We start from the raw sequence: 15491 nt of genomic DNA on the forward strand, positions 1-15491 counted from the left end.
AAAGCATCGTTCTTTTCATTTAAATCGTAATTGATTCAGAAGCCTTTGGCTGCTGGCGAGATTCTTATTTAATCAACTCACCCATGATCCAGCTTTTCCATAATATCAATGGGGTTACCACAGCGGTCGATAAACCGGAAAATGGTACCTGGGTCAATATACTTCCACCTTTCAAACAGGAAGAGTTTACTGACGTTTCTGAAACGCTGGATGTTCCCATCGAATTTCTGCAGGACTCACTGGATATCGATGAAAGGCCACGAATGGAACTTGCGGATAATGTAAAGCTGGTGGTAATTAAGACCCCTACAGAAAATAATTCATTTAACGACAGTGATGCATTCTATATCACGATCCCGATCTGTATTATTCTTACACATAACCAGATCATAACGGTGAATTCCTTCGAGAATGGTGCGATTAAAAAATTCCTGTATTCTTTTCAGAAAAGAAATCCCGATAAAAGAAACATGATGGTGTTGAAGATCTTTGAAAAGATCACACAAACCTTTATGGAATACCTGAAGGAAATTAACCATCGCAGGAATTTGCTTGAGCAAAAATTGTATGAAGCAAGCAGAAATGAAGAATTATTTGAGCTGATGCGTATTCAGAAAAGCCTTGTTTATTTCGTAACTGCTTTGCGGAGCAATGAGCTTGTGCTGATTAAGATGGAACGTACCAATTTCCTTGGGCTTAATGATGAGGAAAGAGAATTCCTGAACGACCAGATTATCGACATGAGCCAGGCACTTGAAATGGCAAATGTTTATACAAATATCCTGAGCAGTACCATGGATGCGTTTGCCAGCATCATCGCAAATAACCAGAATTTTGTTTTGAAACGACTGGCGGGTATAACGATCATTCTTCAATTTCCGGTGCTTGTTGCAAGCATATATGGAATGAATGTTCCAATTCCATTCCAGGACAAACCGCATGCGTTTTATATTCCGATTGTTCTTGCATTGACCATCTCGGTAGTGATGGCATTTTTCTTTGTCAGGAAAAAATGGTTCTAACTATTTCAATCTTCAGAAGATATGTTCAATCTCAGGGTATATGGTTTGCTCATCAACGAAAAGAAGCAGGTATTGGTGAGTGATGAGTTTATCCGTGGTGGCTATTATACTAAGTTTCCCGGTGGGGGGCTTGAATTCGGCGAGGGTACACGTGAGTGTCTGAAAAGAGAATTTAAGGAAGAGCTGGATATAGAAGTTGAAGTATTGGAACATTTGTATACAACAGATTTTTTCCAGATGTCGGCTTTTAACCCCGAGCACCAGATCATTTCTATTTATTACCTCGTGAAGGCGCTGGAACCTATACCCAAACCGATGCGTTCAGGAGCTTTTCAGTTTGATGAGGAGCAGTTGCTTATCTATGAGGAAACCGGAGAAACAGAAACATTCCGGTTGATCGAATGGGATGATTTTTCCGATGCGGCTGTTACGTTGCCGATTGATAAAGTTGTTGCACGAATGATTAAGGAGAAGTATTGATTTAATTTTATTTTATCATTTTTCTTCCGCACTGTCCTAACTCTCTCTCTATTATCGTTCGGTAATTAAGGCAGGCCGCTCCTATCGGAACGAAAAAACAGTTTTTATTAATTTTTATTTTTCTACAAACCGCGCGTTTCTTTTTGGGCGAAGGAAAGTTCAAGACAACACTGATTTTCTGGATAAGGAACTTAAACCCGGCAGGATTTTTTCGATGCTGAACCTTTTGCCAATAATAAAACCATCTGCATCCGTTTAGGTCTGCGTTTAACGTTAAACCTTATACATTAAACTCCTGTAAGTGCCTGCTTTTTCATCTCCATCGCAGTAGACTTACCAAGATATTTTTCTGCTCCCCAGTGAATAATATAAACCAGTGGAGTAAAAGCAATAGCAATTATAAATTTATATGCATATGCTGTGAAAGCCCATGCCATTGTTCTGCCCACCGGAACACCTCGGAACAAATGAAATGCTACGTAAGTAACAACAATGCTGTCGATAAATTGAGAAACCACTGTGCTCAGGGTTGCTCTGGCCCAGATGGCTTTTTCTCCCGTCAGTTTTTTAATTCCGCGAAATACGAATGCATCGATCAGCTGGCCAATGATGAATGCTGTTAATGATCCGATGATAATATTCATTCCTTGCCCGAATATTGCGCGGTAGGCCGCCTGCATATCCGGTACTCCATCATTGGTGTAGGATCCCAGCCAGAAACTGGTGTCGGGCGCAGCTTTGATCGCAAAATAAAAAACGATAAATGCAAATGAAATCAATGCCGTTGTAAGTAAAGTAAGGAAACGCACGCCCTTTACACCATAATACTCGTTTACAATATCTGTCATTACAAAGATTACCGGCCATGGCAATACCCCTACCGAAAGATTAAAGGACAAATGGTCAGTTCCCAGCAACTTGAAATCTGCTTTAGGAAAACCCAGGGTTTCTTCAAGTGAAAATATCTTAACCCCGATGATTTCGGCGATAATTGCATTGGCCACAAAAAAACCGGCCAGGATAATGAATAGTCTTGTTGGTCGGTCCTTGATAATTGCGTGTATCATTAAAATAAATATAGTAAGAAGTAAGGAGTAAGTAATAAGAAGGAGTTGATAGAATGTAGTTATGATTCAGGCAGCGGGCAGCAGATCGCAGCGATCAGCGCTCCCGAACATTATCCTGGATTTCATTGAGAAAATTATCTGCATCCCGGCTCAACTATCCAGATAAAAAAGGTCAACCTTTCAACGAGTTAACAAGTTCTGTGTTTTGGCCCGGGGCCTTCGACCCCTGACTTCCCACTATTTTGGCTGTTGACGCTTCGTCAGCTCCCGACTACAGACTATATTTGCCGCACTAAAATGCCTGTCCGCATGAAAAATGTGCGCTTCAAAAATGTTCTCCCCCACCTGGTAGCAGTTTTATCATTTGTAATTATTGCTGTGATTTTTTGCCGCCCTGCGCTCGACGGTAAAGTGCTTCAGCAAAGCGACGTCATGCACTGGAAGGGCATGAGCAAGGATATACAGGATTACCGTGATACGCATAATGGTGTTGCACCACTCTGGACAAAAAGCATGTTTAGTGGTATGCCCGGATTTCAGATCGCAACAAATAATAATAACTATATCTCCTATTGGGCGAACGAAGCATTTTCCTTATTTATACCTAAGCCATATCGTTTTTTTATACTCGCCTGTCTCGGATTTTATTTCCTTGGAATTGTGCTGAGAGTGAATCCTTGGATTGCCGCACTCGGTGCTATTGGATATGCTTATGCCAGTTATAGTCCTATACTTGTAGTTACCGGCCATGATACAAAAATGCTGTCCATGGCCTATCTGCCGGCATTGCTGGGTGGCCTATTTATGGTTTATGATCGAAAGTACTGGCTGGGATCGGCGTTCACTGCGTTATTCAGTTCCATCCTCATTTATCATAATCACTACCAGATCGTTTATTACTTCCTGTTGCTTGCCGCTTTCATGGTCGTTGGAAATTTTATTTATTATTTAAAAAGAAAAGAACTCTCTCATTTTTTTATCGCATCAGCATTTGCAATAACCGCGGGAGTCGTGGGGATTCTGACCAATGCTGTAATGCTCTTTACCACCTATGATTATTCAAAAGCTACCATACGCGGAGGTCAGGCATCGATAAATACTATTGATTCCGTTCAGACTTCAGTAAAAAAAGGCGGCCTCGACACCGGTTATGCTTTCCTGTACGGCAGTATGGGAAAAGCCGAGAGCTTTACCTTGCTGGTACCGCGTGCCTATGGCGGTAGTCCACAGCCTCTGGGAGAAGAATCAAAGCTGGTTGAAAAAATGCAGGAGAAAGGATTGCCTGGTCAATTGATGAATCAATTGTACTCAACATTCAGATCCTATTGGGGGGATCAGCCTGGTCATTCAGGATCGGTATATCTCGGCGCGATATTCTGTTTCTTATTTGTGTTTGGAATGATCTTTCTGAAAACGCACCACAAATGGTGGATCCTGGGCATTACCATACTCGCATTGTTTATGTCATGGGGTAAAAATCTTGCGGGCTTTAACACATTTTTGTTTGAGCACCTGCCGATGAATAATAAATTCCGGGCACCGTCAATTATTCTTGTTATTCCGCAGCTTACGTTCCCATTGATAGGAGTGATGGTTCTGCAGCGTTTTATTTTTGGCACATATGATAAAGCCGAAGCTTGGAAGCAATTGCGTTTAGCCGGCATCGTGATGGCAGGAATATTTTTGCTTGCCGGTTTTCTTTACATCTCAGCCGACTATAAATCCAGCTTTGAAAGAGGGATTCAACAGCAATTATCCCAGATTTCACCTAATGATCCAGGCTTGGGTAAGGACATCATGGAGGCAGTTGTTTCCGATAGAAAAAGCCTTTTCGGAAAAGATCTGTTCAGGTCGTTGTTTTTTGTCGGAGCCGCGTTTGCATTATTGTTCTTCTATCTCCGCGGAAAACTAAAAGCATTGCCTGTAATGGTAGTGATGGCTTTGCTGGTTTGTATTGACACGATTGGCGTCGCATCCCGGTTTTTAAACAGCGACATTTTTATAGAACCCGAAGATTATGACGGCATGTTTCAGCCGACAGCAGCCGATTTACAGATCAAAAAAGATCCGGATCCTTATTATCGGGTGTTGAATCTGAGTAATGGTGGAGACTTTGCCAATGATGCCATAACTTCTTACCATCACAATTCAATCGGTGGATACCATGCTGCAAAGCTGAGCATTTACCAGGATCTGTTGGAGAATCAACTTTCCAGGCAGCCTCTGAATGTGAATGTGCTGAATATGCTGAATACAAAATATGTAATCAGTCCGGATGAGAAAGGGCAACCGGTTGCGCAGCAAAACCCTGGAGCACTGGGTAATGCGTGGGTTGTAAAGGATATCCGGTATGTTCCTTCACCGCGGGAGGAAATGCTCGCGCTGAATGATTTCAGACCTGATTCTACAGCTATTGTACAGGAGATGTATAAGAAAGATATTCCATTCCAGCCTCAGTCCGATTCTACCGCGACGGTCAAACTGGAAAAAAATGAAAATGATGTCATCTCTTATAATTTCCAGTCTGCCGCAAATCAGTTTGTCGTTTTCAGTGAAGTATTTTATGACCGCGGATGGAAAGCATTTATTGATGGGAAGGAAACACCTATTGTAAAAACTGATTATGTACTTCGCGGATTGGCAGTACCTGCAGGTAAACATCATATTGTTTTCAGGTTTGAACCATCATCATATACACTTGGAAGCAGGGTTACTACCATTACTCAGTTTATCCTGCTCATACTTTTCGCAGCAGGTATTTTCCTGGAGTATCGGAAAAACAAGCCGGAATATTCCGCAAAAGCCTGATAGGAAGACTGGAAGTTCCGTTATGATCAAACGAACGGGACAATGTTTTTCGAATATGGTTAATTTTCATCCATGCAGGAACCAGTAGTTAGTGTGGTCATGCCTGTTTATAATAGTGCTGCCTGGTTACGGGAAGCAATGGATAGTATACTGCAACAGACTTTTTCTGATTTTGAACTGATCCTGATCGACGATGGTTCAACAGACGAGTCAGCGTCAATTATAAAATCGTTTTCCGATTCGCGTATCCGCCATCTCGTTAATGAGAAAAACCGGGGTCTTGTTTTTACTTTGAACCGCGGTATTGATGAAGCGAAAGGCAAGTATATCGCAAGGATGGACGGTGATGATATTGCTGTTGATCGCCGGTTTGAAAGACAGGTCTCCTACCTCGACTCGCATCCTGAAGTCGACCTTATTGCATCAGTTGTTCTGCTTATTGATGATAAAGGAAACAAGACTGGTTTCTGGAAAGAAGATAAGGAAATGCTCAGCTATGAACAGCTCAGGGAATTTATGCCTTTTAACAACTGTATCGCACATCCGAGCATAATGGCCAGGGCCGGCGTGCTGCGAGATTTTAAATACCGGCAGGACCAGGACCAGGCAGAGGATTATGATCTTTGGTTAAGATTATTTGCCGCAGGCAAAATAATCCATAAAATAGAAGAACCTCTTTTGCTGCACAGGATACTTGCAGGGTCATATACACGGAAAAGGCAGCGGAACATTTTTTTCAAACTTGCCGATACCAAATGGAGATTTTTCAAAAATGAAGTCCGGCATAAACATGTAAACGAATTTATCGTTCGAACTATGTTGTTTTCATTTTATGATGTGATTCGCGGAGCAGGAAAGCAAATTAAAAATTTAATAAAGTCATGATGAGCTTCAGGATATTTCTTATAAAAAGAAAGCTTGAGGACATCCTGATCAGGATTTTCGTTGGTATTGGACGCGATATTGCGCTAAAGAATCCACTTCAGGAGGAATTTGATATTTATTTCTTTTTTCCGTTTTATCATACCGGCGGAGCAGAAAAAGTGCATGCAGCCCTGGTCAATAGTTTCAGGGACAGGAAATGTGTTGTGTTGTTCACCAGGAAATCAAATGATGAAGGTTTCAAATCAGAGTTTCAAAAATCCGGTCACAAAATCCTTGACATATCTCCCTACACTGACAACAAAAAAAAGTACTGGAAAAACCTGGTCTGGCGTGGCTTGATCAGTGCGCATATCAACAGGCAAAAGAAAAAACCGCTGGTGATCAATGGTCAATGCAATTTTGCGTATAAGATTTCGCCCTGGATAAAAAAGGAAATTCCCCAGATAGAACTTATCCATTCATTTAATTCTTTTGCTGCGATCAGAATACCCTTTCTACCTTTTTACAGGCAAACCGTGATGATCAGTACGAAGGCAATAGAGCAGTATAAAGATCAATACCTTCGACTGAATGTGCCACAGGAATATGTAAATAAAATAAAGTTTATTTCGAATGGAATTGTTGTGCCGGCTGAAACTAATTATAAAACCCGTTCCTTCGAAGTAGTAAAAGTGTTGTATTCCGGAAGATCTACTCCGGAGAAACGTGTTCAACTCGCTGCGAAAATCGCAGCGGCTGCAAAAGAAGAAAAACTTTCCGCTCAGTTTACTTTTGTCGGCGAAATAAAAGATGCAGTTCCGTCGGAGTTTAAAGATGCAATCCGATTGGTTGGTAGGGTAATATCGGTCGACGAAATGAATAGATTTTATGGAGAAAGCGATGTTATATTGATCACTTCTTCTGAAGAAGGTTTCCCAATGGCAATCATGGAAGGTATGGCTTATGGTTGTATAGTAATGGCGACTCCGGTGGGTGATATTCCCAACAGAATTAAACAACCGGAAAATGGTATAATATTTACTTCTGTCACCAACGAGGCCGAAATAGTCAGACAGTCATTGGATTTTCTGAAGTTGTTATTGAAAGATGAAGTGTACCGGAAGAAAATTGCCGAATCGAATCACAGATTAGCCCAGGAAAATTTCAGCATTGAAAAATTTCAAGCTGAGTGGCGCAGCCTGGTTAACGCTCAAAACAATGTTGCTTGAAACCATTGGCGTTTATTATCATCACTTATAACAGGCCGGAAGATCTCCTGGCGCTGGTAAAAAATATCTGTCAGCTTAACGAAGCAGCATCATTATTGGAGGAAATAATCATCATTAACAACTCTTCCCAGGTTAGTTACTCGGAAGCTGAGTCCTTCATCAAACAGAACACGACATTCCCCTTCAAATACATCTACTCAGAAGAAAATCTGGGTGTTGCCCGCGGGCGCAATTTTGCCATTACCCAGAGTACAGCGCCAATATTGATTATGCTTGATGACGACGCAGAAATGGGAAACAAGGATTGTCTTATAAACCTGCTTGAGGAAATTGAAAAACCAACACTTGGCAGGTCTTCGGCAATCATCTCGTTCAAAGTACTATACTACTCAACACACGAAATGCAGGTGAATGCACTTCCCCACAAGAATTTTAGTAAGTACAACAATTTGCATTCCTTCCCTACTTACTATTATGCCGGCGGTGCTCACGCAATAAAAAGAGAAGCCCTCAATAACATTGGGATGTATCCTGAAGATTTCTTCTACGGGATGGAAGAATATGACCTGAGCTATCGACTTCTTGATGCAGGTTATGGTATCCGTTATTCTGACAGGATAATTATGTTACATAAAGAATCTCCATTAGGTCGTCAACCTAAAAAAGAAAAACTGGCGATGATGTGGGTTAATAAATCAAAAGTGGCCTGGCGACATCTGCCATTGATTTATTTCTACTCAACAGCATTCATGTGGTCGCTTGAATACCTCCGCAAATCCGGATGGGACTTCAGCGGATTTATCGGTACCTGGAATAAAATCTTTCGTATACCCGCAACCGAAAAAAGAAATCCGGTATGTGCTTCAACAAGGAAATACTTACGTGCAGTGGAAGCCAGGTTATGGTACTAATCCGGAAACTGAACTTGTTGTTGAGGTCTTTAACATTTCAAGGAAAAGATTCAATCCTTTTCGTTTTTCTTCATTCAGATCGTAACTGATGTACTTCGAGTAATATTCGTTAAGATCGAAATACGGAAAAGGATTTTTGTCAATAATGTCTTTGAAATGTTCTATGCCAGCTTTGTTTGCGGCATTAAACTCCCTTACAAATTCCGGGTCCAGCGGTTTGTTGCTAACCCATGCCGCAAAAACAAATGGTAATCCGGTAAATGTTTTCCAGGCTTGTCCAAGATCATAATGATATGCGGAAATATGTCGTTGCTCCAATGCCCGGTCTCCTATAATCAGGCCGCCTGTTGTGCCCTTGATCTCATGGCGAAATTCTTCGCCCCTGGTATCTACAAGAACAGGTTCCAGTTTCCAGTATTGCTTTATCAGGATCTTCGCAAGTGCAACAGATGTACGTGACTGGTAATCCAGCAAAACGGTTTTTAATTCTTCAATCGGCTTTTCGCTGAAAATGGCCACTGAAGAAACCTCGCCATCACAGCCAATACAATAGTCTGAGTCGATATGGGGATTTTTCAGTTTGGGTAATATGGCGACGGGCACGAGACCAAGATCGATCTCATCATTTAAAAGCATTGTTGCGATGTGAGCCGGGTAGTCGAGCGTAAGCGAAATGGCATGGTGTACGGGCGCAATCTTCAACCCATGTAGTAAGGGCTTGGTATTCAGATAGTTTACAGCGCCGATCCTTATTTTCCTGTCCAATGTGTTTGCTGTATTTTTGGGCGCAAATTTACGATAAAAACTGCAGGAAGACTCACCCAGCATCCTGCATTCAATACTTTCGACATATATGGATTTATCGGCATTGACAGCTATTTCACCGGCAGATGGCAGGTACAGGAACCAATTACAGCAACTCGCAGAATATTTTTCAGAATTTGCCCTGATCCGTTACAGGGTTAGAATAGAAATTGAGTATTTCATTGCTTTGTCGTCGAAAAAGTTTTTTTCTCTGAAGCCCGCACAGGTTAAATCTTTAAGAGATCTGTACCTGAGCTTTACTCCGGAACGCGCGCAGGAAATCAAGAATGTTGAACGAATTACCAATCATGATGTAAAGGCGGTGGAATATTTTATCAAGAAAGAACTCGACGCGCTGAAATTGTCTGCCTTGAAAGAATGGGTTCATTTCGGTCTCACTTCCCAGGATATCAATAACACAGCTATTCCCTTACTTTGGAAGGAGTCGCTGGAAAATGAATACTTCCCTGGCATAAGTAACCTGGCGATGGAAATCAGGAAGCTTGCAACGCAATGGTTGAACATACCGATGCTGGCCCGTACACATGGCCAGCCCGCTTCGCCTACGCGATTAGGTAAGGAAATGATGGTATTTGCTGAAAGGCTGGATCAGCAGCTGCGCCTGATGCATGAAATTCCCTACTCCTGCAAATTTGGTGGCGCCACCGGAAATTTTAATGCACATGTCGTTGCGTTTCCGAATATCAACTGGATAAATTTTGCAAATACATTTTGCGAAGATTCACTCGGGCTCCAACGCCAGCAGTTCACAACTCAGATAGAACATTACGATTACCTGGCCGCGCATTTCGATGCGATGAAAAGAATCAATACAATTCTGATCGACTATTGCCGTGATATCTGGACCTATATCTCCATGGATTATTTCAAACAGAAAATTAAAAAAGGAGAAGTCGGATCATCTGCCATGCCCCATAAAGTAAACCCGATTGACTTTGAAAATGCAGAGGGAAACCTTGGTTTCGCGAATGCGATATTCTCACATCTCTCTGAAAAACTTCCTGTTTCAAGATTACAAAGAGATCTTACCGATTCAACCGTTCTACGCAATCTAGGTGTTCCTTTTGCGCATACCATACTTTCCTTCAAATCGATTGAGAAAGGTCAGACCAAACTAGTACTTAATGAATCCGCGATTCATGAAGATCTGGATAATAACTGGGCCGTAGTTGCTGAAGCGATACAGACTATTCTTCGCCGGGAAAATTATCCGCAACCTTACGAGGCATTAAAAGACCTCACCCGCGGTAATGCTCAGATCACGAAAGAAAACATTCACGAATTTATCGGTTCACTGAAAATTTCCTCTAAGGTGAAAAAGGAACTGAAAGCAATTACGCCATTCAACTACACTGGCGTGGTTCAGAAGTTCTGAGTGGTTGAACGTTTAATGTAGAACGTTAGCGCATTCATTTGCAAGTATTCTACTGAACAGGGAAAGTAATCGCGGAGCATACGCTCACGTTAAACATTTCGCTTTAAATTTTCTGCTTTTAGTTTTTGCGATTAATAGAACTAACTGCAGCGCTTGGGCCGCGTTAAACGTTATACGTTTTTCGTTCAACTCATTTATGTATCTCCGATGAGAAGTGAAATGTAATTTCCGGATTATTTGAAATCTCCGTATTCAGGAACCACTCACTCTGTGCGAGATAAACCAGGTGACCATCTTTATCCATTACCACATTCGCAGTTTTGAACCTCGTGAATTCATCCATTTTTGCCTTATTATCAGAAGTGATCCAGCAGGCTTTATAAAATGGAAGTGAGTTAAACTGAACAGAAGCTCCATATTCCTGCAATAAACGATATTGAATTACTTCAAATTGAAGATCACCTACACAGCCAATGATTTTTCTGTTGCCAAAATGCTGAGTAAATAATTGCGCAACTCCTTCATCCGTCAATTGCAACAGCCCTTTTTCCAGTTGCTTTGTCTTCATCGGGTCTTTGTTGATTACTTCACGGAAGATCTCCGGAGAAAAGGTTGGGATGCCGGTGAAATAAAATTTTTCTCCTTCTGTAAGCGTGTCCCCGATTTTAAAATTTCCCGTGTCAAACAAACCCACCACATCACCGGGAAATGCTTCCTGTATTACATCCTTTTCCCGCGCAAGAAAACTATATGGATTGCTGAACCTGACATCTTTTTCGAGGCGCACATGCGTGTAAAATTTGTTCCTTTCAAACCTACCTGAACAGACACGCAGAAATGCAATCCTGTCGCGATGACGAGGGTCAAGATTGGCATGTATTTTAAAGACAAAGCCGCTGAATTTATCTTCATGGACATCAACTACTCTTGCGCTCGTTTCGCGGCTTCTGGGAACGGGTGCGATCTGAATGAATGTGTCAAGCAATTCCTTTACTCCGAAGTTGTTAATGGCGCTGCCGAAAAATACCGGAGCCGTTTTCCCGGCAAGGTAAGGTTCAGAGTGAAACTCTCCGTATACACCTTCGATCAGTTCTACATCCTCTTTCAGCTGATTTGCATTTTTTTCCTCGACCAGCTTCGGAAGAATCGGATCGTTGAGATCCTTTATAGGAACAATATCATCTTCCGTTGCTTTCTGGTTTGGATTAAAAAGGAGAAGACTTTTTTCGTAGAGGTTATATACTCCTTTAAAATCTTTTCCCATATTGATCGGCCACGAAAGCGGATGCAGATGAATTTTTAATTCTTTTTCAATTTCATCTAGCAGATCGAAGGGTTGTTTTCCATCGCGATCGAGTTTATTGATGAACACGATTACAGGAGTATCCCGCATACGACATACTTCCATGAGTTTCCGGGTTTGTTCCTCAACTCCTTTTACAGAGTCTACAACGAGCACAACGCTGTCAACAGCTGTAAGGGTCCGATAGGTGTCTTCCGCAAAATCCTTGTGACCAGGCGTATCCAGAAGATTGATTAATACACCCCGGTACTCAAAGCTCATTACGCTCGTCGCGACACTGATACCACGCTGACGTTCAATCTCCATAAAGTCGCTGGTAGCATGCTTGCGGATCTTATTACTCTTAACGGCACCTGCAGTCTGAATCGCGCCACCGAAAAGCAGGAATTTTTCTGTAAGCGTAGTCTTTCCTGCATCAGGGTGAGAAATGATCGCAAATGTTCGCCTTTTATTGATTTCCCCGTCAAACTTCATAATATAACCAGCTTTCTTTTGGGCGGCAAAGGTAGCCTATATCGGCCAATGCACATAATAACAAAGACTTAAAACAAGGTAGATGCAGTATTTAATGAATTCATTATTTTACGTGTCATGGACGGCGAAAAAAATCTATATAGAAGGCTTTTCCGAAATAAATATCCTATTGGCCCGGAGGGAGACAGTAAGTATCTGGCGGCAAAAAATGCGTTTCAATTACGGGTGTTTTTGCAGGCTTCAATAAAAGACATTTTTTTTCTCACCTGTGGTTTCCTGGCTGCGGGATTTGGATTGAAAGGTTTTCTGTTGCCTGCAAAATTTATTGATGGTGGCGCAACGGGCATTTCGCTGATACTGGATAATGTTACCGGAATTCCGGTTTCAATTTTTTTGATTGTAATCAACCTCCCTTTTTTGTATATGGGCTTCCGGTCCCTCGGATGGTCTTTTTTCATAAAGGCAGCCTTCGCCATTGCAGGCCTCGCCGCAGCCGTAGCATTTATTCCCTATCCGGAAATCACTAAGGATAAACTACTCGTAGCGGTATTTGGTGGCTTTTTCCTTGGCGCAGGAATCGGTCTGGCTGTAAGAGGTGGAGGAGTGCTGGATGGAACCGAAATCCTGGCCATATTCGTGAGCCGGCGGACTACCATGACTATTGGTGATATTATCATGATCATCAACTTCTTTATTTTTCTCAGCGCAGCTTACATATTAGGCGTCGAAAACGCATTGTATTCTATGTTAACGTACCTGGCTGCTTCGAAAACAGTCGATTTTATTATTGAGGGTATCGAAGAATATACGGGCGTTACGATCATCTCACCCAAAAGTCATGAGATAGCTGAGATGATTACGAAAAAAATGGGACGCGGTATAACTGTATACAAGGGTACCAGTGGTTTTGGAAAAAGAGGCTATGTGACAGAGGATATAGAGATCATTTTCACTGTAATAACCAGGTTGGAAATATCAAGGTTGCAAACAGAAATCATGGTGATTGATCCGAATGCTTTCGTGGTAAGGCAGAGCATCAAGGATACCAAGGGAGGAATGATCAAAAAAAGACCACTTCACGACTGATTACCCATTGATCCATTGCTGATTCCATTTACCTAAAAAATTTCCGGTTGATTTAAAGACCGGCTACATTTGCAGGATGCGGAAAACCTTCAAGATTATTTACAACAGCTTCAGGCTTGCGTTGCTTGAACTTAAAAATAATAAGCTTCGCACTTTTCTTTCACTCCTCGGAGTGACCTTTGGGATTTTCTGCATTATTGGTGTTCTTTCTATTGTGACGAGCCTGGAAAGAAACGTACAGAACGACATCAAATCGCTTGGTTCAAATACCATTTACATCGATAAATGGGATTACTCCGGTGGTCCCGATTATCCCTGGTGGAAATATGTAAAACGTCCTGAACCGAAATTTTCTGAGATGCGTTTCATCAAGGAAAAATCATCAGCGATAAAAAACATATGCTTTAACCTCAGTACCACATTCAATGTTGAATACAAAAACGATATGTTGAGTGATGTCCAGTACTACGGGGTATCAGAAGAGTTCAATGCTGTTCAGCCAGTTGATATTGCTTACGGCAGGTATTTAAACGTATATGATTTCAATTACGGCTCTCCGAACATTATCATTGGTTATGAAAATGCAGAGAAGCTTTTCGGTAAAGCAGAGAATGCGCTGGGCAAAGAGGTTAAATTAAAGAGCAAAAATGCAAGAATAGTTGGTGTAATAAAAAAGCAAGGTAAAAGTATAATTGGTGGTTGGGAATATGATCGCTGTATCCTTGTTCCTTATCGTTTCTTTTTACAGATGTTCGAAGAGAAATATTCCAATCCCGTTATCATGGTATTAGGAAAGGATAATATCAGCGTCGATGCGTTACGTGATGAACTTAAAGGTGTAATGAGAGGATTAAGAAAACTCGGACCACTTGATGAAGACAATTTCACTTTAAATGCGGTTAGTGATTTCAGCAAGGCTGTAAGTGGATTTTTTGGTTCGGTTAACCTTGGGGGTTGGTTTATAGGTTTACTGAGTCTGATCGTCGGAACTTTTAGTATTGCCAACATTATGTTTGTCACTGTAAGAGAAAGAACGCCATTTATAGGGTTAAAAAAAGCAATAGGTGCAAACAAGGGAACTATACTTACAGAATTCTTGCTTGAATCTGCGTTCATCTGTATTCTTGGAGGACTTATCGGGCTTATGCTGGTGTTCGGAATAACCAAACTGGCCACTTCAATATTTAATTTTCCTGTGGCCATTTCAACGGGCCTGTTGGGAATGGCCATTTTCCTATGTGTACTGATCGGAGTATTGGCCGGGATCATACCAGCGTCGATCGCAGCCCGCATGGATCCGGTGGTGGCCATCCGATCAAAATAAATTGAAATTATATTTTCGCATTTTTTGAAAAAAAATCACTAATCTTACAGAAATCTTCAAGCGGAGTTGAAGGCCTGATTAAACTACTGACTATTAAGTTTTAAGAAAGTAGCATTTTTCATAAGGTCAAACTCCTCCCCTCCATCTTCCTTATGAAGTACTGATTAAAACAGTATTAGAATCCAATGACCGGTCCAGTTATCTGATTGATTAACAATAGAATTTTAATGTTTGTCAGTTAACCTACTCAGGCAGTCGGTCAAAGGGTCTTGCATTCGCAGATTTTTTGTATTTATTTTATGGCTTCCTGTGACGAAAAATTAACTGGCTATTACACCGTTAATTAAATCATAGAGAAATGCGTCTTATCAGATCCGTTAAGAAAAGACTTTTAATCCATTAACCCATTACCTATGATCAAGCTGATTTACTCCTTACTGGCATTGCTCGTTTCTTCGGCGATGTACCTCTTCTCCAATAGCGAAGTTGTGAAGGTCTGCAATAACGAACTTTCAGGTATAGTAAAGGATACCACCATTGAAAAAGGTCGTATTCTCGTTATCGAAAGCGCAGATCACAGGATTTACTATCCCAAAATTGACGACAGCAATGTAATTCTTATTGCAGGAGCCAAAGTGAAGATCTGTTATGAACCTGCAAAGAAAATTTCCGGCACAGAATCCTTAATCCATGTTATTAGTGTGACCAATGTACCTTAGCAGG

At 41.4% G+C, this 15491-nt stretch carries 13 protein-coding genes; 10 read left to right on the plus strand and 3 right to left on the minus strand.

Translation table 11 applies throughout. The annotated features are described in order from the left end of the window. Positions 1 to 83: 83 nt before the first annotated feature. Together P2W82_RS03115 and P2W82_RS03120 are read left to right on the plus strand one after the other, a co-directional pair. The gene (locus P2W82_RS03115) at positions 84 to 1022 is read left to right on the plus strand and encodes a magnesium transporter CorA family protein (protein WP_336514374.1); all 939 of its coding nucleotides are present in this window, start codon (positions 84 to 86) and stop codon (positions 1020 to 1022) included. 21 nt (positions 1023 to 1043) lie between these two features. Then, positions 1044 to 1502, plus strand: coding sequence for an NUDIX domain-containing protein (locus P2W82_RS03120; protein WP_336514375.1), 459 nt, complete (start codon positions 1044 to 1046; stop codon positions 1500 to 1502). Between the two features lie 287 nt (positions 1503 to 1789). Here P2W82_RS03120 and P2W82_RS03125 read toward each other — a convergent pair whose 3' ends face one another. Then, on the minus strand, positions 1790 to 2569 hold the full coding sequence (locus P2W82_RS03125; RefSeq protein ID WP_336514376.1) for a queuosine precursor transporter: 780 nt from the start codon (positions 2567 to 2569) through the stop codon (positions 1790 to 1792). Between the two features lie 309 nt (positions 2570 to 2878). On the opposite strand from P2W82_RS03125, the gene P2W82_RS03130 reads away from it, so the two are divergent. The 4 genes from P2W82_RS03130 to P2W82_RS03145 all read left to right on the plus strand — a co-directional run bounded on the left by P2W82_RS03130 (position 2879) and on the right by P2W82_RS03145 (position 8381). Then, positions 2879 to 5377, plus strand: a complete 2499-nt coding sequence (locus tag P2W82_RS03130; protein WP_336514377.1) for a YfhO family protein — start codon at positions 2879 to 2881, stop codon at positions 5375 to 5377. 72 nt (positions 5378 to 5449) lie between these two features. Then, positions 5450 to 6262 (plus strand): glycosyltransferase, encoded by an 813-nt coding sequence (locus tag P2W82_RS03135; RefSeq protein ID WP_336514378.1) that lies wholly within the window; start codon positions 5450 to 5452, stop codon positions 6260 to 6262. Continuing rightward, positions 6259 to 7470, plus strand: coding sequence for a glycosyltransferase family 4 protein (locus tag P2W82_RS03140; protein ID WP_336514379.1), 1212 nt, complete (start codon positions 6259 to 6261; stop codon positions 7468 to 7470). Before P2W82_RS03135 ends, P2W82_RS03140 begins: the two co-directional genes overlap by 4 nt. Then, positions 7467 to 8381, plus strand: coding sequence for a glycosyltransferase family 2 protein (locus P2W82_RS03145; protein ID WP_336514380.1), 915 nt, complete (start codon positions 7467 to 7469; stop codon positions 8379 to 8381). Before P2W82_RS03140 ends, P2W82_RS03145 begins: the two co-directional genes overlap by 4 nt. Here the strand turns inward: P2W82_RS03145 and P2W82_RS03150 are convergent. Beyond that, entirely contained in the window at positions 8370 to 9146 is a 777-nt protein-coding gene (locus tag P2W82_RS03150; RefSeq protein WP_336514381.1) for a menaquinone biosynthetic enzyme MqnA/MqnD family protein, read from the minus strand. The two genes, P2W82_RS03145 and P2W82_RS03150, sit on opposite strands and share 12 nt — an antisense overlap. Positions 9147 to 9234: 88 nt before the next feature. Between P2W82_RS03150 and purB the strand changes: the two genes are divergently transcribed. After that, a complete protein-coding gene (purB, locus tag P2W82_RS03155) occupies positions 9235 to 10581 on the plus strand; it encodes an adenylosuccinate lyase (RefSeq protein ID WP_336514382.1) in 1347 nt (448 codons plus the stop codon). Positions 10582 to 10771: 190 nt separating this feature from the next. Here purB and P2W82_RS03160 read toward each other — a convergent pair whose 3' ends face one another. Beyond that, positions 10772 to 12358, minus strand: coding sequence for a peptide chain release factor 3 (locus P2W82_RS03160; protein WP_336514383.1), 1587 nt, complete (start codon positions 12356 to 12358; stop codon positions 10772 to 10774). A 117-nt stretch (positions 12359 to 12475) separates the two neighbouring features. Between P2W82_RS03160 and P2W82_RS03165 the strand changes: the two genes are divergently transcribed. From P2W82_RS03165 to P2W82_RS03175, 3 genes are all read left to right on the plus strand, one after another. Further along, positions 12476 to 13444 carry a YitT family protein gene (locus P2W82_RS03165; RefSeq protein WP_336514384.1) on the plus strand — a complete coding sequence of 323 codons (969 nt, stop codon included), beginning with the start codon at positions 12476 to 12478 and terminating at the stop codon, positions 13442 to 13444. 76 nt (positions 13445 to 13520) lie between these two features. Then, complete coding sequence (locus tag P2W82_RS03170) at positions 13521 to 14768, plus strand: ABC transporter permease (protein ID WP_336514385.1); 1248 nt, start codon at positions 13521 to 13523, stop codon at positions 14766 to 14768. A gap of 413 nt (positions 14769 to 15181) precedes the next feature. Then, complete coding sequence (locus P2W82_RS03175; protein WP_336514386.1) at positions 15182 to 15487, plus strand: hypothetical protein; 306 nt, start codon at positions 15182 to 15184, stop codon at positions 15485 to 15487. Positions 15488 to 15491: the final 4 nt, after the last annotated feature.

This window comes from Pollutibacter soli, from assembly GCA_029269725.1.
Taxonomy (GTDB): domain Bacteria; phylum Bacteroidota; class Bacteroidia; order Chitinophagales; family Chitinophagaceae; genus Pollutibacter; species Pollutibacter soli.